At 62.6% G+C, this 21777-nt stretch carries 21 protein-coding genes and 1 pseudogene; 6 read left to right on the top strand and 16 right to left on the bottom strand.

The window, feature by feature from the left end:
• The 4 genes and pseudogenes from ACI2JH_RS19085 to ACI2JH_RS19070 form a co-directional block, all read right to left on the bottom strand.
• Positions 1-219: pseudogene (locus tag ACI2JH_RS19085) on the bottom strand (cytochrome o ubiquinol oxidase subunit I); the annotation flags it as partial.
• A 2-nt stretch (positions 220-221) separates the two neighbouring features.
• Positions 222-1268: a ubiquinol oxidase subunit II gene (gene cyoA, locus ACI2JH_RS19080; protein WP_101100241.1), complete on the bottom strand. Its 1047-nt coding sequence runs from the start codon at positions 1266-1268 to the stop codon at positions 222-224.
• A 605-nt stretch (positions 1269-1873) separates the two neighbouring features.
• The gene (locus tag ACI2JH_RS19075) at positions 1874-3496 is read right to left on the bottom strand and encodes an L-lactate permease (protein ID WP_404736955.1); all 1623 of its coding nucleotides are present in this window, start codon (positions 3494-3496) and stop codon (positions 1874-1876) included.
• 60 nt (positions 3497-3556) lie between these two features.
• Positions 3557-4561: a 2-hydroxyacid dehydrogenase gene (locus ACI2JH_RS19070; RefSeq protein ID WP_404736954.1), complete on the bottom strand. Its 1005-nt coding sequence runs from the start codon at positions 4559-4561 to the stop codon at positions 3557-3559.
• Between the two features lie 105 nt (positions 4562-4666).
• Here ACI2JH_RS19070 and ACI2JH_RS19065 point away from each other — a divergent pair, with 105 nt between their 5' ends.
• The 3 genes from ACI2JH_RS19065 to ACI2JH_RS19055 all read left to right on the top strand — a co-directional run bounded on the left by ACI2JH_RS19065 (position 4667) and on the right by ACI2JH_RS19055 (position 7312).
• Positions 4667-5005, top strand: coding sequence for a hypothetical protein (locus ACI2JH_RS19065; protein ID WP_404736953.1), 339 nt, complete (start codon positions 4667-4669; stop codon positions 5003-5005).
• A gap of 199 nt (positions 5006-5204) precedes the next feature.
• The gene (locus ACI2JH_RS19060) at positions 5205-6005 is read left to right on the top strand and encodes an alpha/beta hydrolase (RefSeq protein ID WP_349999226.1); all 801 of its coding nucleotides are present in this window, start codon (positions 5205-5207) and stop codon (positions 6003-6005) included.
• A 2-nt stretch (positions 6006-6007) separates the two neighbouring features.
• Positions 6008-7312 carry a diguanylate cyclase gene (locus tag ACI2JH_RS19055; protein WP_404736952.1) on the top strand — a complete coding sequence of 435 codons (1305 nt, stop codon included), beginning with the start codon at positions 6008-6010 and terminating at the stop codon, positions 7310-7312.
• Between the two features lie 39 nt (positions 7313-7351).
• On the opposite strand, the gene ACI2JH_RS19050 is transcribed toward ACI2JH_RS19055, so the two are convergent.
• From ACI2JH_RS19050 to ACI2JH_RS19040, 3 genes are all read right to left on the bottom strand, one after another.
• Positions 7352-8320, bottom strand: coding sequence for a DUF1684 domain-containing protein (locus tag ACI2JH_RS19050; RefSeq protein WP_404736951.1), 969 nt, complete (start codon positions 8318-8320; stop codon positions 7352-7354).
• Between the two features lie 5 nt (positions 8321-8325).
• Positions 8326-11196, bottom strand: coding sequence for a TonB-dependent receptor domain-containing protein (locus ACI2JH_RS19045; protein WP_404736950.1), 2871 nt, complete (start codon positions 11194-11196; stop codon positions 8326-8328).
• A 198-nt stretch (positions 11197-11394) separates the two neighbouring features.
• A complete protein-coding gene (locus ACI2JH_RS19040) occupies positions 11395-12597 on the bottom strand; it encodes an OsmC family protein (protein ID WP_404736949.1) in 1203 nt (400 codons plus the stop codon).
• A gap of 289 nt (positions 12598-12886) precedes the next feature.
• On the opposite strand from ACI2JH_RS19040, the gene ACI2JH_RS19035 reads away from it, so the two are divergent.
• Positions 12887-13903: an IS30 family transposase gene (locus ACI2JH_RS19035; protein WP_404736948.1), complete on the top strand. Its 1017-nt coding sequence runs from the start codon at positions 12887-12889 to the stop codon at positions 13901-13903.
• Between the two features lie 31 nt (positions 13904-13934).
• Here ACI2JH_RS19035 and ACI2JH_RS19030 read toward each other — a convergent pair whose 3' ends face one another.
• From ACI2JH_RS19030 to ACI2JH_RS19015, 4 genes are all read right to left on the bottom strand, one after another.
• A complete protein-coding gene (locus ACI2JH_RS19030) occupies positions 13935-14408 on the bottom strand; it encodes a hypothetical protein (protein WP_404736947.1) in 474 nt (157 codons plus the stop codon).
• A gap of 395 nt (positions 14409-14803) precedes the next feature.
• A complete protein-coding gene (locus ACI2JH_RS19025) occupies positions 14804-15061 on the bottom strand; it encodes a hypothetical protein (RefSeq protein WP_404736946.1) in 258 nt (85 codons plus the stop codon).
• Positions 15062-15312: 251 nt separating this feature from the next.
• Positions 15313-15645 carry a hypothetical protein gene (locus ACI2JH_RS19020; protein WP_404736945.1) on the bottom strand — a complete coding sequence of 111 codons (333 nt, stop codon included), beginning with the start codon at positions 15643-15645 and terminating at the stop codon, positions 15313-15315.
• A 15-nt stretch (positions 15646-15660) separates the two neighbouring features.
• The gene (locus tag ACI2JH_RS19015) at positions 15661-16446 is read right to left on the bottom strand and encodes an RHS repeat-associated core domain-containing protein (RefSeq protein ID WP_404736958.1); all 786 of its coding nucleotides are present in this window, start codon (positions 16444-16446) and stop codon (positions 15661-15663) included.
• A 576-nt stretch (positions 16447-17022) separates the two neighbouring features.
• Between ACI2JH_RS19015 and ACI2JH_RS19010 the strand changes: the two genes are divergently transcribed.
• Positions 17023-17295 carry a hypothetical protein gene (locus ACI2JH_RS19010; RefSeq protein WP_404736944.1) on the top strand — a complete coding sequence of 91 codons (273 nt, stop codon included), beginning with the start codon at positions 17023-17025 and terminating at the stop codon, positions 17293-17295.
• Between the two features lie 272 nt (positions 17296-17567).
• Here the strand turns inward: ACI2JH_RS19010 and ACI2JH_RS19005 are convergent, their stop codons facing one another.
• The 3 genes from ACI2JH_RS19005 to ACI2JH_RS18995 form a co-directional block, all read right to left on the bottom strand.
• The gene (locus ACI2JH_RS19005) at positions 17568-17810 is read right to left on the bottom strand and encodes a hypothetical protein (RefSeq protein ID WP_404736943.1); all 243 of its coding nucleotides are present in this window, start codon (positions 17808-17810) and stop codon (positions 17568-17570) included.
• Positions 17803-18060, bottom strand: a complete 258-nt coding sequence (locus tag ACI2JH_RS19000; RefSeq protein ID WP_404736942.1) for a hypothetical protein — start codon at positions 18058-18060, stop codon at positions 17803-17805. Before ACI2JH_RS19000 ends, ACI2JH_RS19005 begins: the two co-directional genes overlap by 8 nt.
• Before the next feature lie 77 nt (positions 18061-18137).
• Positions 18138-18614 (bottom strand): hypothetical protein, encoded by a 477-nt coding sequence (locus tag ACI2JH_RS18995; protein WP_404736941.1) that lies wholly within the window; start codon positions 18612-18614, stop codon positions 18138-18140.
• Between the two features lie 118 nt (positions 18615-18732).
• On the opposite strand from ACI2JH_RS18995, the gene ACI2JH_RS18990 reads away from it, so the two are divergent.
• Positions 18733-19215 carry a hypothetical protein gene (locus tag ACI2JH_RS18990; RefSeq protein WP_404736940.1) on the top strand — a complete coding sequence of 161 codons (483 nt, stop codon included), beginning with the start codon at positions 18733-18735 and terminating at the stop codon, positions 19213-19215.
• A 53-nt stretch (positions 19216-19268) separates the two neighbouring features.
• Here the strand turns inward: ACI2JH_RS18990 and ACI2JH_RS18985 are convergent, their stop codons facing one another.
• Positions 19269-19781 carry a hypothetical protein gene (locus ACI2JH_RS18985; RefSeq protein WP_404736939.1) on the bottom strand — a complete coding sequence of 171 codons (513 nt, stop codon included), beginning with the start codon at positions 19779-19781 and terminating at the stop codon, positions 19269-19271.
• Positions 19782-21344: 1563 nt separating this feature from the next.
• Positions 21345-21749, bottom strand: coding sequence for a hypothetical protein (locus tag ACI2JH_RS18980; protein WP_404736938.1), 405 nt, complete (start codon positions 21747-21749; stop codon positions 21345-21347).
• Positions 21750-21777: the final 28 nt, after the last annotated feature.

The following is a 21777-nucleotide window of genomic DNA, read 5'->3' as shown; positions in this document are numbered from 1 at the left end:
GGAGAAACCACGCAGCAGCATGACGAAGGCGACGATGAGGTACATCACGCCGATCTTTTTGTGATCCACCGAGGTGAACCACTCCTTCCACAGATAGCCCCACAGCTTGAACTTGGTGATCAGGGCGACAACGCCCAGGCCACCAAGGATCGCGCCGATCAACGTCGTCAGGACGATCGGATCGTGGGGGATCGACTCAATAGAGAGTTTACCCAGCATGTTCATTCTCCCGAGCCCTCGTGGCCGGCGTGGCCCGCGTGCTCGTCGTGGTTGGTGTTGGCGTCGAGGTTCTCGCCAGACGCCTTGGACTCGTGGTCGTCCATCGGCGCATGGCCCTCATGGTCTTCCTGCGAGCCCGCGTCGGCCGCCGCAGCACCGGCATGGGCGTGCTTCATGCCGTAGTGCTTGTTGTCACCCATGTGCTTGGCGATGACCCAGTCGAACAGGCCCTCTTCCACCTGACCGTAGTAGGTCACCGGATGCCAGTCGGAGTTGCGCTCTTCGCCCAACGCACGGAAGGTGTCCTTGTTCAGGCTGTTGCCCTGCTCGGCACGCACCTGATCCACCCACGCGCGGTACTCCGGTTCGGTGACCGAATGGGCGGTGAAATGCATCTTGGCGAAGCCGGCACCGCTGTAATGCGAGGACATGCCCGGGAACTCACCGGTCTCGTTGGCGATCAGGTGGAGCTTGGTCTCCATGGCGGCCATCGAGTAGATCATGCTGCCCAGATGCGGGATGAAGAATGCATTCATCACGGTATCGGAGGTGATCTTGAAGTTCAGCGGGGTGTTGACCGGGAACTTGATCTCGTTGACCACGGCGATCTTTTCTTCCGGATAGACGAACAGCCACTTCCAATCGAGCGAGATGGCCTCGATCACGACCGGCTTGACGTCCGATTCAATCGGGCGATACGGGTCCAGCGCGTGGGAAGACCGCCAGGTCAGCACGGCCAGCACCAGCACGATCATGCAGGGGATCGACCAGACCACCACTTCGATCGCGGTGGAATGCGACCAGTTCGGCTCGTAACGGGCCTTGGTGTTGGAAGCGCGGTACTTCCAGGCGAACGTCAGGGTCATGATGATGACCGGGACGACGACCAGCAGCATCAGCACGACAGCCGTGATCAGCAGGGTCTTCTCATCCTGGCCGATCTGGCCCTTCGGGTTCAGGATGGCCGTGTTGCAGCCGGTAAGGAACACCGCCAGTGCGAACAGCAGGCCCGGACGCAAGAAGCGTCCAAGGGTTTTCAACGGAATCATCGGTCGATCCAATTGCGAGGGAATGCCACCCCGCCCTGCCCAGTCCGGCAAAAGCCGGCCCGACCTGCCAAGGATCGACGGGTTCGGAGAACGGGGGAAGAGTCAGCCTTTCAAGTTTAGGCCGTCACTGCCCATTTAAGAAAGCCATTGACATTGATCTGACGCAGTTTTCGACGTTTTCGGCCTGCGACACGTTGTCGCAGCCGCCTGTCGCAGGGCACAGGTGGCCCGAAAAGCGCACCCCATGGATGCCGACCGCCGCCCTTGTGCGCGACGACTGCCGCTCTGGTGGGTGACGACCGTTGGTCGTCACGCTCTTCCCCCAGGCACCCTACCCCTTGCCCCCAAGCAGGGCAACCAACCAGATGAAAAAAAATACGGCGGATGGGCATGACCCCATGCAGACGCCCCCCTGTGAGGACGAGGACGCCACACTTCCGCCGTTGCCCAATGACAGGCTGAAACGGTGGCGACGCCCTCGAGAGAAGGGGCCGCCACCGGCCGGAGGAGCTGCGTCCAGCACGTTCATCGTGTGGCCTGACGTCATCGCCGTACATGAGAAAAATTGCGAAATGCACGCTTTTCGGTCGCCAAGAGGCGCCCCCCTACCCCAGCAACACCGACAGCCCCCACGTGCACAGGCATACATAAGCCAGCAGGCCCAGGCTGATGCCGAGCGTGGTGCGCATGATCGCCGATTCCTGCCCCACCAGCTTGACCGCTGCGGCGGCGATGGCGATCGACTGCGGGGACACCAGTTTGGCCATCACCCCGCCGGCCGTGTTGGCTGCCACCAACAGGGCTTCAGGCACTCCGATCTGCGCGGCAGTAACCGCCTGCAGATGCGCGAACAGGGTATTGCTGTTGACCACCGAGCCGGTGATGAACACGCCCATCCAGCCGATCACCGGCGACAGCAGCGGGAACACGCCACCGGTCTGCGCCAGCGCCAGCCCGATGGTGGACGAGGCTCCGGAATAATTGGTGATATAGGCCACCGCCATCACCAGTGACACCGTGGCCAGCGGCTTCCACATCTCCCGGCCGGCCTGCGCCAACTCCTCACCGGCCATGCGCAGGTTGAGCTTGGGCGACAGCAGGACAGTCAGCACCGCGGCCACCAGGATGGCGGTACCTGAAGCATTCAACCAGCCGACATTCCACACGGCCGGCAGCGTATGCACATTGACCACCAGCGGCGGCAGTTCCTGCACGCGGGCATCCAGCAGGCCGATCGGCAGGAGCAGGACGGTGCTGGCCAGCGCCCCACCGGCGGCGAACAGCGCCTTGAACGCCGGCAGGCTCCACAGCAGGATGGCGCCAGTAAGAATGTAGAACGGCGACCACGCCAGCAGCACCTCCTTCAAGGTGTAGCGCTGTACCGGCCCGGGCGGTGTATCCGCTTCGCGGTAAATCCGGCGGGGCCGCCAGACCTGCATGAAGCCGGCCAGCGCGGCCATCGCCGCCAGCGGCCCGATGATGTCCCCCAGCTCCGGCCCCAGCAGGTACAGCACGGCCGTCTGAACGCCGCTGAACACCGCACCCACCACCAGCAGCACCGGCCAGGTCTCGCGCACGCCGCGCCAGCCATCCAGCATCAGCACCAGGATGGACGGCGAGAGCAGCGCGATCACCTGCACCAGCGCCATCAGCATCAGCGACATCGCATCCAGACTGACCCCGCCCTGCTGTGCACCTACCAGCACCGGAATGCCGATGGCCCCGTACGCACCGGCTGCGCCATTGGCCAGCAGGCACAGCATGGCCGCCTTCAGCGGGCGGAAACCCAGCTCCACCAGCAAGGCGGCGCAGATGGCGATCGGCACGCCGAAGCCGGCCGCGCCCTCCAGGAATCCACCAAAGCAGAACGCGATCAGCAGCACCTGGATGCGCTGGTCTTCGGAGATCGTCGCGATGCTGCCGCGGATCACCTCGAACTTGCCGCTGCGGATGGCGAGCTTGTACAGCCACACCGCCATCAGCACGATGAAACTGATCGGGAACACGCCATTGGCGATACCCAGCAGTCCCGCACCCACGATGGTGCCGACCGGCATTCCGAACACCAGCGCGGACACCAGTACGGACACCACGACGGCCAGCAGCGCAGCCGTCAGCCCTTTCAGCCGCAGCACGGTCAAAGCCAGCAGGAATACCAGCACAGGCAACGCGGCCAGCAGCGCCGACAGATCGGGGTTACCCAGCGGATCGTAATTCTGTTGCCACATGGTCCGCCTTCCCAGGGTGGTGCCGGGCATGCCCGGCGGGTGCGCGCATGAAGACCGTTGTTACGCCTTGGCTACCTTGTTGGGACAGTCGGTGCCGGCAGCGAAATGCTGGAGATTCCCCAGCGTGGTCTCGGCGATTTCCCGCAGCGCCTCGGCGGTGAAAAAGCCCTGGTGGCCGGTGACCAGCACATTGGGGAAGGTCATCAGGCGCTGGAACACATCGTCGTCGATGATCTGTCCGGAGCGATCCTGGAAGAACAGCGCACTTTCCTGCTCGTACACATCGATGGCCAGGTGCCCCAGCTGCCGCGACTTCAGCGCGCGGATCACCGCATCGGTGTCGACCAGCCCACCGCGCGAGGTATTGACCAGCATCGCGCCGCGCTTCATCAGCGCCAGCGAATCATCGTTGATCAGGTGCCGGGTATCCGGCGTGAGCGGACAGTGCAGGGAGACGATATCCGAACGTGCCAGCAGTTCCTGCAGCGGCACGCACTCACCCAGCCCGACGAAATCCGGCGACGGATAAGGGTCATGGCCGAGCACGATGCAGCCCATGCCGTGCAGGATGCGCGCGGTCGCCAGGCCGATTTTTCCAGTGCCGACGATACCTGCTGTCTTGCCATGCAGGGTGCGACCCAGCAGGCCTTCAAGCATGAAGTTGCCCTCCCGCACCCGGTTGTACGCCCGGTGGGTCTGGCGGTTGAGCGTCATGATCAACGCCAGCGTGTGCTCGGCGACGGCCTCGGGCGAATAGGCTGGCACGCGCGCGACAAAGAACCCCAGGCCTTCGGCGCTGGCGAGGTCGACATTATTGAAACCGGCGCAGCGCAGCAGCACCGCGCGCACCCCCATTGCATGCAATGCCTGCAGCACTGAAGCGTCCAGACGGTCGTTGACGAACACACAGACCGCATCGCAATCCTGCGCCAGGGTGGCCGTGTGGACGTCCAGCGTGGCGTCGTAATACTGGAATTCGAAAGCTGGGCCCGACCCTCGCTGCTGGTTGGCTTCATCCAACGAGCGGCGATCGTAAGGGCGTGCGCTGAACACGGCGATCTTCATACAGGACTCCTTCCCCGTGGGGTTCTGCGGACTGTAGCAGGCGAAGGGGCCGACCCCGACGTTACACTGTCGGTCAACCGCCAATCAGGCCCCGCCATGTCGCTCATGTCACGCATCCTCCGCTGGACAACTTCCCCTGCGGGCAAGCGCATGCTGTTCCTGCTGACCACGATGTTCGCGCTGCTGGTGGCCTGCAATCCGGAGCTGCTACCGCTGCTGCCGGTGGTGGATGCGCTGGGCCTGGACGTGCTGGCGCTGCTGCTGGGGTCGCAGTTGCTGGCCACCCTGCCGTGGCTGCGCGGGCAAGCCGGACCGATCATCGGCGTGGCGCGGCGGGCGCTGCTGGGCATCGCGGCGGGCGCGATGGGCGGTTACCTGCGGCAACTGGTATTCGGGATGGGTCGGCTGGGTCCGGATGCATTTTTCGCGGCACGCGCGGCCTGAGACCGGACGCCGGACCACTGTTCACCGGCATGCCAATCCTGTTGGCGCAGCCGCACTTCTCTGCTCAACCCATCGACCCGGAACCACCGGTGCTCGGCGCGTCGGGCGAAAGCCGCACCCGTCGAGCCCCCGGCGTAATGGACCCCCGCTCTCCCGTGGCCTACTATCGCCAATTGCGAAACGCCATGGGTGCCTTGTCGTGGGAAGTCTTGAAAGGTTCAACGGCCGCCGCAGCGGTGCAGGCAAGCCCATCGCGGTCCTTTCGCATGGCTTTGGCACCGACCAGAACGCGTGGTCCGCCCTGCGTCCGTGGTTCGAACAGCGGTTCGAGGTCATTTCATTCGATCTCGCCGGCTCCGGCCCCCGTGGCACGGAAACCTACGACTTCGAACGGCACGGTTCGTTGGCCGGCTATGCCGACGATCTGCTGGATATCCTGGACGAGCAGGACGTGCAGAGCTGCACCTATATCGGGCACTCCATGAGCGGGATGATCGGCGCGCTTGCCTCCATCGCGCGGCCGGAGCTGTTCGAGCGCATGGTGCTCATCGGGGCATCGCCGCGTTATCTGGATGACGACGGTTACACCGGTGGGTTCAAGCCGGACGACCTGGAAAACCTGTTCGACAGCATGAGCGCGAATTACCAGGCGTGGGTGGCCGGCTTCGCCCCGATGGTGGTCGGCGTGGATGACAGCGAGGTCATCGCCGATTTTTCCAATGCCTTGTTCCGGATGCGTCCGGATATCGCGCTGAATACCTCCCGCACCATTTTCACCTCGGATGTCCGAGCACTGGCGGCGCAGGTTTCGCGCCCGGTGCACCTGGTCCAGACCTCGGTCGACGTCGCCGTGCCAGTGGCCGTCAGTCACTGGCTGGCCCAGGCCATCGAGGGGGCAACCCTCGACATCATCGAGGCATCGGGCCATCTTCCGCACATGACCGCGCCCGATGAAATGACCCGGATCCTCCAACAGCGGCTGGATCGGACGGCCCGTTGAACATGGCCGACAGCGACGCCTTGGTCAGCTTGAGCCAGTTTGCACGTAGCGCGTCCGGGGCCGACCTGGCAATCGTGGTTGAGGTGCAGACCGACGGCCGCGTAACATGGTCGACCGGCTTCCCGGTGACCTCGTTCTCCGGCTTCAATCTCGCGCGCAGTGGCATGCTGGAACACCCCTGGAATGATCAGCCGGTGGACGCCTCGCGCTTCCGCTTGCCAACGTCCATTCTTACCGCGCTGGGGGGTCCTGCGGGCAGCGTGCTGTTCATCCCTGCACCGTCGGACGACGCCCCATCGAGCGGCCTGCTGCTGCTCTGGAAGACCGGTGCCAGCCCCGAGCAGTCCGCTGCCTCGATGAGATTGCTGGGCCCCAGTGTGGCGCAGCTTCTCTCGGCGCGACGCGGCGCGGTGCATGACATCGTCGTGCGCAACCAGTTCATCGATCTGGTGGAAAGTGTTCCTGCGGGCATCGTGCTGGTCGACGGCGATGGACTGGGCACGGTGATAAACCAGCGCGCCGCCGAACTGCTGGGGCAGAAGCCCGGCAGACATCGCGCCGTTGACCTCGTTGCCCCGATGCGGGCGTTGCGGCAGCGCTGCGACAACCATGAAGCGCTGGAGCAGGCTTACGCCGCCCAGGTGGGCAACCTGAATTTTGCGACGACGCTGCACTGGGTGATGGGGGAGCGCACCTTCGAGGTGGATACCCATCCGGTGCGCGGCGATGGCGAGCAGGGCCGCATCTGGCTGTTCACCGACATCACCGCGGACCTGCTGATGGCGGCCGAACTGCGGCGCCTGGCTTCATCGGACCCGCTGACCGGCGTGCCCAACCGGCGGCACTTCGAAGAGCGCTCCGCGCAGATCATCGCCGCGCGCGAGGCAACCGGCCGCTCGGTCGCGGTGTTGATGCTGGACGTCGACCATTTCAAGAAGATCAACGACACCCACGGTCACCCGATCGGCGATGAAGTGCTGAAAGTGGTTGCTCGCCGCTGCCGCGAGGCACTGCGTGAACGTGACCTGTTCGCGCGCTTTGGCGGGGAGGAGTTCATCGCGCTGCTGGCGGCACCGACCGCTGATGAAGTGCCCGCCACCGCCGAACGCCTGCGCAGCGCGATTTCCGGCGCGCCGGTGCACGTGGGCGGCCTGCGCATCGAGGTAACGGTCAGCGTGGGCGGCGCCATGGGCGAGGCCCTGCCGGGCAGCGATGCGAGGTTGCTGGAACAGCTGGTGGCACGTGCGGACGAGGCGCTGTATCAGGCCAAGGCCGACGGGCGGAATCGGGTGCGGATGAGTGGGTGATTTCCGCCCGTAGCCAATCATGCGTTGGCACCAAGGAAGTCAGTGCTGCGCCAGGGCGTACTTCTTCTCGCCCGCCAACACCGCCAGCCGCACGCGCTGCCGGTCACCATCCTGCTGGGCCAGACGGTTTTCCGGCGGCGGCAACGGGCACGTGGCGAAGTCCGTATAGGCACACGGCGGGTTGTAGGCGCGATTGAAATCCAGCGTGACCGTGCCGTCTGCCGCGACCGCATCGGTGCGCAGGTAGCGCCCCACCCCGTAGGTCTGGCGGTTGGTGGTCTGGTCCTGGAACATCAGGTTCAAGCTTTTCGTCGGATCGCCGAGGGCTTCCAACCGCCATTCACGCCCTTGTTTCTCGAATACCACATAGCCCGGATTCGGAGTATCCGCGACCTCGCCGAGCACGTTCACGATCGGCAGCGTCCTGCCGGCCGGGTGTGGCACGAACCGCGCCTGCACACGCCAGCTTTGCTCGGCCGGGAAGAAGTCCAGCCCCCCGAAATGCCGGCGCGCCGGTGCATCGGCATGGCGCACGCGCAGGGCCAGACGCTGCCCGCGCTTGATCGCGGTGATCTGCCCCTTGCCCTGGTCATAGGACAGCTTGGTGCCACCACCCTTCCCTTCTGGTTCCAGCCGCACCTCCCCCTGCACCGGCTTGCCATCGGCGGTGATCAGTGCCCCATCGACCGGCCTGACGTACAGCCCATCAGCGCGCTGCTCCAGCTCGGCCAGGCGGTCCGGTGCGATCGCCAGGCGGATGGCGTTTCCTTCAGCGCCGCCTACGCTCTGCGTTCCCGCTGCGATCCAATGCAGCCCGATCAGGCTGGTCCACCCATCCGGCTTGCCCAGGTCCGCGGCGCGTTCATGCACCCACTCAGCGTGCTCGCTCTTGAAATCCAGCGCCGTGGTCGCCGCAGGGGAGGTCTCCGCCGCAGGCTTATCCTGCGGGCTGCACGCCACCGCGAGCAGGCTGGCAACAAGGACAGAGGCAAGCGTGTGCGTCTTCATGCAGGTCACCAGTTCTTGGAGATACCGAGGTGGACGTAGCGTCCGTAGGTTTCGTGCAGCGCGCTCAGGTAGCTGCCGGTGGCGTTCAGCGGCGGCTCTTCGTTGAACAGGTTTCGCGCCCCCACTTCCACGGCCGTTCCCTTCAGGCGGCCTCTGTTGAAATCCTTCTTGACCGACAACGCCCAGCGCTGGGTCGAGCCCACCACGAACGGGGTGCGGTCGGAATAGGCGCCGGCCGTCACGCTGTCGATATAGTCGTCGCGCAAGCGGACCGTCCAGTCCTGCAGGTTCCAGATCAAGGTCGCACTGGCCCGCCATTCCGGCTTGGCCCCATTGATGCCGACCTCGTTGGCCGCGCCCAGGTCTGGGGCGATGATGTTCAACTGGCCATTGGCAATCGCGGCGGCCACCTGCTGCACCTCGGCAGGCTTCTGCTGGGTATATTCCTTGAGCTGGCTGACACTGAGCAGGAATGCGAAATTGCCCCAGGCCGTTTCGCGCAGGCGCCAGGTGAAGTTGTAATCCACACCTGACGCGGTGAGTGGCCGACGATTCTGATAGCGGTTGTACACGTGCGTCACCACGCCTGCAGGCGCAAGACCGGAGCCTGCAAACAGCGCAGTGTCCTCCGCCGTCACTGCCGCGCGCACCACGTTCGGGTTGCTGCTGCCTTCCACCACGCGCAGATACGCGTCGTACAACAGCTCCTCACCCAGGGTATTGATCGGATTCTCTACCTGCACCCGCCAGGCATCCACGCTCAGGCTGATCGAGCCCAGCGAGTCGGGCAGGAACTGCGGCTCGAACACCGCGCCCCAGGACGACTGCCGGGTGGTTTCCGGCTTCACGTCATCGCCGTATGAAGTCACCGCGCTCACCGACGGCTTGACCGAGGAGCCACTGCTGTAGGCATTCAAGCAGGCGCTGTAGTCGGTTTGGGCGCCCTTGGTGATCAGCGCGTGGCAGCGGATCGCATCGTTGTTGAAGCCAAACCCGTAGGTCGGCGGGGAGTTCACCAGTTCCAGTCCCGGTGCGCGGAAACCGCCGCTGACCGAGCCGCGCAGCAACAGGCTGTCATTTACTTTCCAGGCCGCGGCCAGCTTCGGCTTGGCCACCTTGCCGGCATCGCTGTAGTCCTCCCAGCGGCCGGCAAGCTGCAGGTCCAGTGACTGCACCAGCGGTATGCCCTGCGCGGGCGAAACCAGCGGCACGGCGAGCTCGATCAGCGCCGACTTTACGTTGCGGCTGCCGCGGACATCGGGCCGGGGACTATGGGTGAAGAAGTTGCTGGCCGCGACCGTACCGGTATACCAGTCCGTATAGGGACGACTGCCATCGATGTTCTCGTCGCGGTCATCCTCACGGCTTTCGTAGCGGTACTCGACACCCGCCGCCAGGCCGATGTCACCGGCGTACCAGGTAAACAGATCGGAACGGTTGATCCTGAAATCCCACAGCGCCAGCTCCGTGGTGCCTTCGCGGGTCGCCTCGCCAATGAACGCGGCGGTATCGTAGGGCGTGGCATCGCCCAGCCGGATGCTGGCCGGATCGCCGCCACTGAAGGGGTTGTAGGCACCGGCATCGGTACGGTTCACCGCAGTAACGAAGGCATCGGTCAGTCCGCCCTGCTGCGTGTCGGTACTGCGTGCGCGCGAATACAGCAGCGCGCTTTCCCAGTTCCAGCCGCCGTCGGTCCAACCGCGCACGCCCAGCAGTACACGCGACTGATCGTTATCCACCTTGACCCGGCGAATACCTGAATCCGCGAATTGGTAGTTGAGCAGCCGGATCGCCTCGGCGCCGCGCAGGGCGTCCGGTACCCAATAGGCGTCCGGCCGGATATGCAGCAGGAAGCCGTCACCACCGAAGCCCGACTCGCTGCTCACCCAGGATTCGGAAGTCGCCCGGTAGTAACCCAGCTCACCGAACAGCTGCAGGGTATCGGTGGCATCGAAGCGTCCACTGGCGAAAACATTTCCCTTGTTGATGGCCGGTGCCGAGGTGATGCCCGGCTCGGCCGCCGAATCGTAGTGATAGCGCGTCGGTACCGCGCCTGACACCAGCGCGCCGCTGGCTGGATCCACGTGCCAGCTGCCGGTGCGCCGGCTACCGGCATAGGTATCGAAATGACCCCACGGCGTTCGTGTGCTGAAGCCCGAGGTGCCGTCTGGATCCGGCACGCTGGTGCCATCGCCGAGGGGACGGCGGCCATCAGTAGCGGTGAACCATGCATCTGAATTGCGCTGCGCCGTGCGCTTGGAAACGCCATACAGCACCGAGATATTGCCGCGCCCCTGCGCGAAATCACTGCCGAAATAGCCATCAAGCGAGATGTCTTCGCGATGCCCATCAGCCACCTTGCCGTAGTTCAGCTTGATGCCCCCGCCATTGGGCAGGTTGCTCGGCGTTACCAGGTCGACCACGCCCGCCACGGCATCGGACCCGTAGATGGACGCCGCACCGTCCAGCAGCAGGTTGACGCGCTCCAGGCCGAAGGTCGGAATGGCATTGGCGTTGTAGGTCGTGTCGTCACCGCTGTTGCTGATCGGGTGCTGCACCGTGCGCCGACCGTTGATCAGCAGCAACGTGTACTTGGCGCCCAGGTTGCGCAGGTTGATGGAGCCCACGTCACCACGCGCGACATTGGAGTTTCGCCCTGCGTTGGTGGTGCCTTTCTCGCTGACGGCCACATCACCGAACTGCGGCAGGCTGCGGAACAGCTCGTTGCCGTTGGTCGCCCCCGTGGCGTCGATCTGCTCGCGGTCCACCGCGACCACCGGCAGCGCGGCCTGCGCGCCGCCCCCGGCGATCTGCGAGCCCAGCACCGATACCTTGTCCAGCAGGCGGGCATTCGAACCCTGCGACTGCCCAGCCACTGCGCCCGTTTCCTCGGCAGCGTACGCTGCCGGCGCAAGCAGGGTGCACAACGCGAAGGCCAACCGACCGCGACGAGGACGGGGCCCGTGGAGGGCATGGTGCGGGCGTGTCGCGGTCAACTGCGAACGAAGCGTTCGACTCATCGAATATCCCCAGGTGATGGCTGAATGGCACTGCCGGATGGATCGCGGCGTGCGTTATCGCGCTTGGTTCGTCGCTTCGGCGTAGGCGCCGCGGACGATGCTGCCTTCGAGCTTCTGCTCGTCCTTGACCAGGTTGTAGAGCGGGCACGTCGCCTCGACCGACTGGCGCAGCGCGTCGATCTCCTGTTCCGATGCCGGCGATTCAATCCGCACCTTGTAACGGATGTCGCTATAGCGTGCCGGCGAGCGGATGTTGCGCCCGAATCGCGGGCTCAGCTGACCATCAACCGTTAGCTCCAGCGAATCCAACAGCACATTCCGTGCGGCGGCCTGCACCTCGAAGATGTGGGTCAGGCAGGTACCGGTCACGCCGAGCAGGTGCTCTTCCACGGTCGGTGCCAGTCCATAGCCGAGAAGGCCGGGCGCGCTGTCGTGCAGCTGCTGGTGATAGCCGTCCTTGCCCAGGAAGACCCGACGCAGGCCGGTGCGTGGCTCGACATGGGCGCGCGCAACGAGCGTTTGCGGCTCTGCCGGGTTGTCCTTGCCAGAGGCCGGCTTGGCCTGCCTGGCCAGCACCGCCGGACGCTTTTCCTCGGTGATGAAATCGCGCAGACCGGGCGGCAGCTTGGGGTCGCGCACCGCATCGCTATGGATGTACTCGACTTCGGCATGGCTGACCTGCTGAGGCCGCGTTACCAGATCGATGGCCGAGGATTTTTCGTGCACCGCGCGCTTCAGCGCCTGCAGCTGCGCGTCGGTGGCGGGCGAATCGATGTAGGCCACATAGGAGAGATTGTTCGGGTACGCCAGGCTCTCGCTCTTGCGTTCGGGAATGCTGGTGAACACCACGTCCAGCGCATCAAGCGGGACATTCTGCTCGGCCGCCTGCACGATGTACTCATCGGCAACCGAGCTGGCCAAGGTGCCGACCAGCGAGTCCCAGGAACCGGCGCCCAGGTTGTAACCGGCGTAGTTGCGGCCACTATCGCTGATGTACTGGAATTCGCCCGTGGGCCCGATGCGCAAGCGACGTACGCCGGAGCGGCTTTCGGCCGTGACCTTGGCGTGGATCGCGGTGGGCGCGGCAGGTTGCGCGGACTGCGCCTGGATGGCCTCACGCTTGGCGGCCAGGTAGGTCCGCAGGGGAGAGCCGCTGTCCGCCGCTGAGGAAACGAGCGGCGCGGCCAGCAGCAGCATGGCGGACAAGGCTGTCGCGCCGAAAACCTTCAACGGCGACGCGGAACGGGCGGTGGACATGGGTGGGCGGACTCCGTGGGTGACCGTGAACGAAGGCCCACTGTTTCACGTCACGTCGCCACGCTTAAATAACCGTTGGCAATTCCTATATTCGCGTGAAGGGGTTGGTTGGGTTTTCCGGGAGACAGCGGTGCCGAAGGGACCAGCGGACGCAGAGCCAGCCATGCTCTACGGAAGTAACGTACCGCGTCCGGTGAATTCACCGATAAGGTTCAACCGGGATGAAACCCTCAAGACTGCTTAGACTCATTTTCCAAGTGCAACACCCACTAACCAGTAGGGTGTCAGCATGTCCAGGCATTACAACCATTTGAGCGCGGAAGAACGCGCCGTTGTCCAGATAGAGATCCAGGACGGCAAAAGCATGCGATCCATCGCCAAGCGCTTGGGGCGCAGTCCCTCGACCCTGAGCCGCGAGGTGGCCCGGCAAGGTGCGGCGGCGTACAGCGCCACCGAGGCCGGTAAAGCCTATCGCGCGCGCCGGCTACGCTCTGTCCGGCGTCGCAGGGTTATCGAGGGCAGCGAGCTGTCTCAGTTTGTTCGTGATCACTTGGTGCTGTATCGGTGGTCGCCCCAGCAGATTGCTGCCAAGCTTCGCGACATGCACCCGGACGATTCCAGCCAGCGCGTCAGCCACGAAACTATTTACGCCAGCATCTATACCCACCCGCGCGGAGGGCTGAAGAAAGAGCTGGTGGAAGCGCTTCGGCAGAGCAAGCCGACGCGGGGGCTGCGCCGTACGACGGCAGCCAAGCCGACATGGGTTCCAGAGCAGCTGCGTATCGTGCATCGCCCGGAAGAAGTGCAGCAACGATTGGTTCCTGGCCACTGGGAAGGCGACTTGATCAAGGGGGCTTTCAATCGCTCCTGCGTAGGGACACTGGTCGAACGAAAGACGCGTTTTGTGATCCTCTGCAAGATGGACGGATGCACCGCTGACGCGGCACTGGAGGGCTTCAGTCGCCAAATGAAGAAGCTGCCTGAATCCATGCGTACCAGTTTGACCTACGACCGAGGCAAGGAGCTGACGTGCTACCCAGAGCTGATGGACCGCCTGGATATCGACGTGTGGTTTGCTGATCCACACGCGCCCTGGCAGCGCAGCAGCAACGAGAACACCAACGGGTTGCTTCGGCAGTTCCTGCCCAAGGACATTGATCTGTCGAGCGCGAGCCACGAATATCTCAACCACGTTGCGATGCTCATGAACACACGGCCACGTCAGACGCTGGGCTGGAAGACACCCGCCGAAGTGCTGGACAAAGAGATCGCTGAATTCAGATCACGTGTTGCGCTTGCTTCTTGATACCGCCCTGCATCAACGGCACCGAACAGCATCAGGTCAAGCCGGCGAAGGACGTTGCGGAAAGAGCTTCGTAGATCGCCTCTGCCGATTCATTGCACTCGATATCTTCCAAGTGAAGCATTGCCTCAATGTAGCGATGTCTCTCGATGTCGCTTGGATAAGGTCGCGCCAACTCTAAAAAGCCCCTTCCCCCAACAGCCAACACAAATCTCTCATGGACGTCCCAATAGCACGCAGATCCCGAAGGCTCATGCAAGAGCACAACCTCAAGACCATTGGCTTCAGTATCAATATCGTACAGATCATAAGCATCAACAATATTCACCGGCGCAACTTGCGTAACGTTGGCCGATATTCTTGACAACGCCACAGACCCCGAATCGCCAAACTTCAGGAAAGCCCCACTAACAAAAAAGCAATCTACGATTGATAGTGACCAAGGAAATATAACTTTCTGCCGTCCTTCAACGTAGGCGCGAAAGAGTTCTGATTTATCGCCATGCATTGGACCCTCTCCTATTTCTCCCTGAAACGAACCTTGATTACCTCGCGAATTCGAGTACCTGTCTTTTCACTGCTCACACGAACGGAGGTCTCCTTGAATCCATCTGGACCGGCCAGACTTCCGTAGACATTCATGAGCCGCTTTGCGCGTAGCGCCGTTCAAACTCTACAGGGGCCAGGTTGCCAGTGAAGCCGTGGCGTCGGATTCGCTGTTTTATCGGAAACCAAGGAGTGCCGTCGGCATTAGTCACGCCAGGCACATGGCCATGGGGTTGCTTCGTCGCGGCACCGCGTGTCACCGTGCCGCGTCCACTCGCCAATTCAGCCATCTGCTGCCCGCTTGCCAACTGGATCGGCCACTGCGAGCAGCCGCTCATACTCCAAATCAACGACTCCTCAGCCCCTGGATGAATCAGTCTGATCGGAGATAGAGCCGACCAAATCGATGATCTCTTCGATCTCGACGCCTCGTTGATTAGGCTCATCATCAGATCCCAGCCCGGTTTCCGAGAACTCTTGCAACAATGCATCAATCAGCAACTCGCGGTCGTGCTCGGCAAGGAGTGCGACGCCCTCTTGAGGCAACTGAAAGCTGCGCTTCGCTGCGATTTCGACCAACAGAGAATGCAGACGGGAGGCGATAGGCAGCGTCATTTCAGTTCACGTTCGGGTCTCTCAACCCATCGCTGTTTCTTGGAATCGCAGTTATGACGTTCCCTTCACCGTTCAGGACCACCTTCGCATCCTTTCCGGTGTAGGCCGTCCTGCCAGCGGCCTGCTCTGCGACAGCAACTCGCGCTCACGGGTAGGCAGATAGCACAGATCGGATGCGAGCAAGCGGCAATGGTGTCTTGATGTAATCTCAACCAACAGAGCGTGCAGATGGATCACGCGGCCAACCATGCTCAGCTCCAGACGACGATCGTACCGTCGGGACCGTTCAATTGCATGGCCTCTGGACCGGAGTACCCGCCTTCTGTCAAGTCGACCGTGACATAAGTGTCCCCGGAAAATATTATGGTCATGCCGAGGTCATCGAACAGGAAATCAAGCAACTCCAAGCGGAGCAAGCTACGCCCTATGCTGCGCGCTCGCACATCGCCGGAGAGCGTGCAAGCGTTGTAGATGTGCAAGGTCCAACCATCGACAGCCTCGACCTTAACCTTCTCATCCTCGAAGGTTAAGGCCACACACTTGCCCTTGAGATGTTGAAGATAATCTGATCGATGCTCGCTCATCTGACCAATGTCGTCCTACTTGATTGGAAAGTGTGACTTCGAATGGGGCAATGTCTTCCCTGAGTACGGATCAACACCTTGTTTACCCGCGTTCTCATATTTTATGTAGCCTGCCGGATATCCAGGACTATTTCCTCTTGGCGGCGACGGGTCCATCATCCGCATGCTTGCTACTTGACCATTGGCTCCCCCCGCCCCACCTGTGAAGGCGACACCGGTTTGCTTGCCCCCCGGGTTTGTCACTGGCGAGGGTCCACTAGAGCCCTGGGGCACAGGGAATGAAGTCCCGTTTGATGAAACTACATAGTTCGGAGAGGATGCAGGCGCTGGAGGACCAACTGAAGCAGATGGCGATGCCCCTGCGGCTGATGGAGGTTGCGGCCTAGGCTGTTGAGCAGCGTCAACTGTGCCTGTCATCGCGGAGGAGGCTAGAGGACCGACAACGGGCGTGGCTCGAACCATGGCATACGTCACCGCAAGCGCAGCGGGGCCAAAAGTGTTGTACGCAGCAGGATCGCTTGCTACCGAGTCACTGTGTCGCTCGGCTGCGCGCTCCTGACGACCGTCAGGGTCATTGAATCGGTAGGGGTTGTTTGCAGCGTACCTGTATCGATTGAACGATAATCCCGGTTTTTCGTGTGCAGTCACCGGGTCCACGGAAAGGAACATGCCCAACTGAGGATCCATGTACCGTTGCTGCATCTGGCTCAGCCCGGTAGCGGCATCGCTCACATGCCCTGTATACCCCGGCCCATTGGCAACAGGTGCACCTACGACATCGCCGTAAGGCTCGTACGTCATCCGCTCGATGACGTTGCCATTGGCATCCGTCTTGGCTACGACCGATCCCAGTGCATCGGTATGCAGGTAGCGGACCGTTGTCTGCGCCGAAGCCGGCGCAAGCCAGGACAGTCCGGCTAGAAGGGCGCAGCTCCAGAGCGGTACCGAACCGGCCCTGAGCCTACTGGTTGCAGCCGCCCCAATGTGCGCGAACGTACCGGCGACGCGTCTCCCGAACGCAGTCATCTTTCCCATCCATGAAAGAACCTTGAAGCAAGGCTTTGCCTTCATAGCACACGTCGCATGTGCTCCGGAAGGGAGGATGCCGGTGAGCGTCCGGGAAGCCGACTTACGTTGGAGAGGTCGGCACCTGACTGCCGCCGACCATAGGTCGGCGCCACCGCCCCAAACAAAAAGCCCCGACCAAGGCCGGGGCTTTTCGTACAACTGGTGCCGGAAATAGGAGTCTCCGAACCTGTGCCGCAAAGGGTTCGGGGATTCGTGGGTAATTTTTGCTAAGTCGTGATCGCTGGCGCGGATAACGGACCCGCTGGGGGTGGCGCTACACTGCCCCGGTCAACGAGCCAGGGGAAGGTCATGCAGGACGTCGTGCAGTTGGTCCTGATGGTGGGGGGAGTGGCCTGCCTGTTGGCCTTGATCCACCTGCAACTGGCCGCCTGGCTATTCCCCTCTTGGCTTGCTCTGTACCCTCGCGAGAACGAGCGCGACCGACCCGCGGCCGTGGGGCTTGCACTCACCTTTCTCGCTTGGGTTGCCGCCGCCGCAATTCTGTCGAAGGGATTTGCCTCCGTTCTGTGGTGGATTCCATCGTCCGCCGGTTTCATCGATAGTGAAGGTGACTTCCAATAGTGGGTTGGTTACTTCGGAGCAGCGTTCGGGCTCTTCGGCGGAACCGGATGGATCTGGTCTCTGCTGCAGGTATCCGAGAGCCACCTCGGGCCAGATGCCCATGAGTGTTGGCGTTGCGTGAGGTCGGTTTCCCGACTATTTCCAGAAACGAGAAAGCCCCGCGCTGGGCGGGGCTTCAAGAGCAACCAAGTGCGCAGGCTGAGGCGGCCAGCGCACCAGCGGACAAAAAGAACCCCGCCGAAGCGGGTCCCATTACCCACTGCACTTCAGAATTACCAGTTCACGGTGACCGTTTGATCGCTGACCGTCACCACAAACCCACGCTGCTGCAGTTCAATCGCAACCGCGGCATACGTAGCTTCCGGGTACTTCGGCAGTCGGCCCATCACGTAACTACTCAAGCCCAACTTGGCCCTTTCACGAACGCGACCTTCGAGAAATTTCAGCAATTCCTCGTGAGAGCCACGGGAGGCGTCACGATCTTCCCGGGCATCATCTGCATTATATTCAGACACGATTGCTTCCATTCAACGCCGGGCTATTCCGGCGAAGTGATTCTGCCACGGAGCCCATCTCTTCATCAGCGTATCGCACCAGCGCCGAGACGCTGCGACTGCGTGACATCGTGGCCAGGCCGTCGATCACCTCGGGGGCGTTGAGCCCTGCAATGGCTTCCAGCTCGGCGCGCAGGGCGGCCTGGGGATCGGTCGAGGCGTCGTTCAGCGGCTCCCCGGGGATCTGCGGCTTGAGGTCGGGTGCGGGCATGGGATGGCTCCTTCACTGAGTGTTGGGTCAGTGTGCAGAGCCATCCCACGCGGATTCCCGACTATTTGGCGATGGGCTCAGCGGCCGGCCTGGATGATCTGGTTGAAGAACAGAGCTTCGCGGGCCACGTCCTTGCCCTCCGCATCTACGAGCCACGCCCCCCAGTTGAGCGAGTAGAACGCATGCTCCTTGCTGCACTTTTTGGACTCGGTTCCTTCGGCCGTAACGTAGCTACCATTGAACGAAACCGCTTGCTCTTTGCCATCCACAGACCAGGCAAGCGCGCCGTTCGGCGGCTTACCAGGTCCCCCGATAATGTCCGACACCCGGTACTCAACCCGCAGGCCTTCTGCGAGATGGACGCAACTGGCTGCGTTGTTGAGCTGCAAGGTGTCGCCGAGGTTCTCCCCGCTGATCGCAATCGCTACGTCGAGCAGCGCATCGCCAGTCTTGATCTGCGCCCGCACGTACCAGACGCCTTCTGATTGGAGCAAGCCCCCCAGCGGAACGTCCAAGTCCTTTCCCACCACAAACGCGCTCGCCTTGATCGCCATTGCACCCTCCGTTGTTGACGCATCGATTCTAGCGACGACCCAGCCCTGAAACGTCTGAGGCATGGGCGGCCGCCCCGTAGAGTTAGGATAGGCTCATCGCCACCCAAGGGAATCAAGCATGAAGATCAACAGGGATGTGCAGCGACGGATACTGGAGCACCTGGCCCAGGTGTATCCCAATCAGGTAAACGCCGATTTTCTCTATGAGCACGTGGAGAATCCGCATCACCTAACCCCCAACATCGCCTACCTTGAGCAGCACGGCCTCATCGAGGCGATCTATCACGGACCCAAAGAAGTGGGTAACGCCGCGCTGGGTGCAGCGATAACCGCGAAGGGCGTGGACTTCCTCGCTGATGATGGCGGACTCGGCGCCATCCTTGGCGTTGTAACCATCAAGGTACACGAGGACCAGCTCAAGCAGCTTATCGCTGCGAAGATAGAAACAGCCGACCTGGACCCCAGTGTGAAGGAGACCTTCCTGGAGCAGCTACGGGAACTGCCTGGCGAGGCGACCAAGAGCCTTGCACTGAAGCTGGTCGATGCCGGGTTGGCCAACTGGCAAAAGGCGCTGCCCGTGCTGCAGGGGCTTCTGGGTTAACTCTGCCTCCGATCGGCGCGGAGTAGATTCGGGGCCCACTCTCCGGTCCAACTTCAGGAATTGATCAGAGCCTCGCGCAGGTCGTCGCGAGCCATATGGCTGATCTGGTTCGTCATGAACAAGGCGGAAAGAAAGCCGAGCCCATGCTGGCACAGGCGCTCTGCCTCCTTGGCGTCACCGTCATTTCGTGCGGTCCGCCGCGCGGCCAACAGCTCAGCCCACTTCTGTCGCAGGCCTTCCGGAAGCATTTCTTTCTGGTCTTCTACGGGGCGCAGTGGGCGCGGGGTAGGCATGGCGGGCTCCGGGCGACTTGGAGCCGCCATACTACGCCAGCTTGACGTCCTCGGCGCCTGGTGCCGGTTGTTACCGATCAGCCCGATCCACAGGTCGATCAGCAGCTCCCCATCTGCGTGCTTGGGCTCTGCCCCCTGCTTCCAGCCGAGGATGGTCGACTTCGGGATTCTCGTCTGCTGCGACACCGATGACACCGGCACGCCCAGGCGATTCAAGTCGGTGAGGATCTGGAACCAGTCGATCCTGCCGTCGGTCGTCACGATCCTGCTCATCGATTCCCCCTTGCCGGCATCAACCGGCCACCCCGACAAACGCGCGCGCGCGCGCGGAACCGCGATTGGCGTCCACCAGTCGGCCCCTCACCGTTGCCACTACCCATGCGAAACCCTTGCCCGTTACAGCCCCCTGTCGTGCCACCTCAGCGAACATCTCCGGTCTCGCCCCTTCGGCTATTGCTGCCAGCAGTGAGGGATGCCCTGGCGTAGTGCTGCTGATGCCCGACATGCGCATCGCCAGGCACGCGCGAGCACCGGCAGCAGGATCGGCGGGCGCCTGAACTGGCGGGGCTTCAATATCACCATTGCGATCAATTGGAGGGCATTTGGGCACCAGCCCCCGAATGCTTGCCGTGCGCCTCTCACGCACATATGCCTCCCGCACCAGCTCGGGGCAGTACCAGCACGCTCCGTCAGCTACCGACAGCAGCAGAATCGGCTCCCCCCTCTTCCCCGCGTGCGTCGGCGCCCAAGTGAACTCTGCCCCCTGTCGGTCAGACCCCTGCAGCACGCCGGCAGCCGTCAGCTCGCGGACCAGGCCCGCATCTGCACCGGTGTCGCGAGATACGGGCAATCGATGCCAGGGCCACACCAGGGCGATTCTGCGCCTGCAGGTAGAACAGCAGGTCGACCCATACACCGCGCGCAGCAGGACCGCACCCACGCAGCCGCCGGTCCTTGAGCCAGCGGTCTGCGCGGAATCGCACTTCGATACGGTCAGCCCGCATTGCCGGCCTCCCAGTTCTTGGCCAGCAGTTCCAGCTTGTTGGCCTGCTGCCGCGCGAGCGACGCTGCATGGCGGAACGCCTCTGCGGTGCGCGATCGCTCACCACGATGACGCCAGAGCAGGCAGTCATAGCTCCGGGCCTGTTGGTCGAGGGTGTCGCCAGGTGCCTCAGCGCTTGGGGGCCTGTCGGGAGGAGGTCAGTCACGGCCGTACCCTGGGCGACTACCCGGCATAGGCCTTCCTGACCCGTAGGTCTTGGGTCGGTCCGCCTCGTTCCCTCCCTGCGGCGCCTGGGGCAGTTGCCCCTCCCAGTTGTCCATTCGCATCTGGTCGAATCTGTTGCGCAGGTTGATTCGTGCACCGCCTCACGCTCGAAGACGCGCAGCCGCAGCACTTCCCATTTTTCCCCGGCGAGCTTGGTCGACTCCTCGTTCGAGAACCGCCGGAGCGCGTCGAACAGCGTCCGATCGGGCAGCTTCGCCCCCTTGAGTTCGGCCTCTCGCTCGAGTGCCCACTGTGCCGCTTCCTGCCTGGTCGGCTTGGTCGTCGAGTCCCGCACGCCTGCCACATAGACCTGCACGCGCCACTTTTTTCCGTGTTTTTGGATGCTCGCCATGGGGAGCATCTTATGGGGAATCTGTGGGGAGGTGGTGCGGGCGAGTCGTGGCGAAACGTTGCAACGCCGCAAACGAAAAACGCCCGAAACCGTTGCGGCTCGGGCGTTTCGGGTCGAATCAGGGTTGTCTCGTGGAGGTCCGGATTCGGGGTGCTGGTGCCGGAAATAGGAGTCGAACCTACGACCTACGCATCAAGGAAATCAGGACCTACACCGACTACTCAGCAGCTTCGGCCTCAAGCCGAGCCTTGATCTCACGAAAGGTCGCTCGCGCTCCCGGAAGATCTTCATGGATATCGTCTGAAAGATATATATTGTCGATGAATTCCTGTGGCCGCAATTGGAAAGAACCCTCCCTATAGCCCGCAACCCAGTACCTAGATACGCGCGCGTCAACGACTTCGAATAACGCAGCCGGATATATCATCAGCCGACCGTATTCGTCCTCAAGGCCATACAGCGTTGAATCACCGAAATTCCCGAAAATCCCGGAATCGCAGGAGCAATCGACTGTGAAGACAATGTATTCCTTTCCAAGTGAAACGTTGAATCCGACGACAGATGGAGGAGTACGCATGGCAACCGAAGGTTCAAGACTTTCCCGAACGGCACGAACTTTCATATCGAACTCGCTTATGGATTTATAACCG

Source organism: Stenotrophomonas sp. NPDC078853, from assembly GCF_044901215.1.
In the GTDB taxonomy this organism is placed as follows: domain Bacteria; phylum Pseudomonadota; class Gammaproteobacteria; order Xanthomonadales; family Xanthomonadaceae; genus Stenotrophomonas; species Stenotrophomonas lacuserhaii.
Note: the sequence above shows the minus strand (reverse complement) of the source record. Positions and strands in the feature narration are given on the sequence as shown.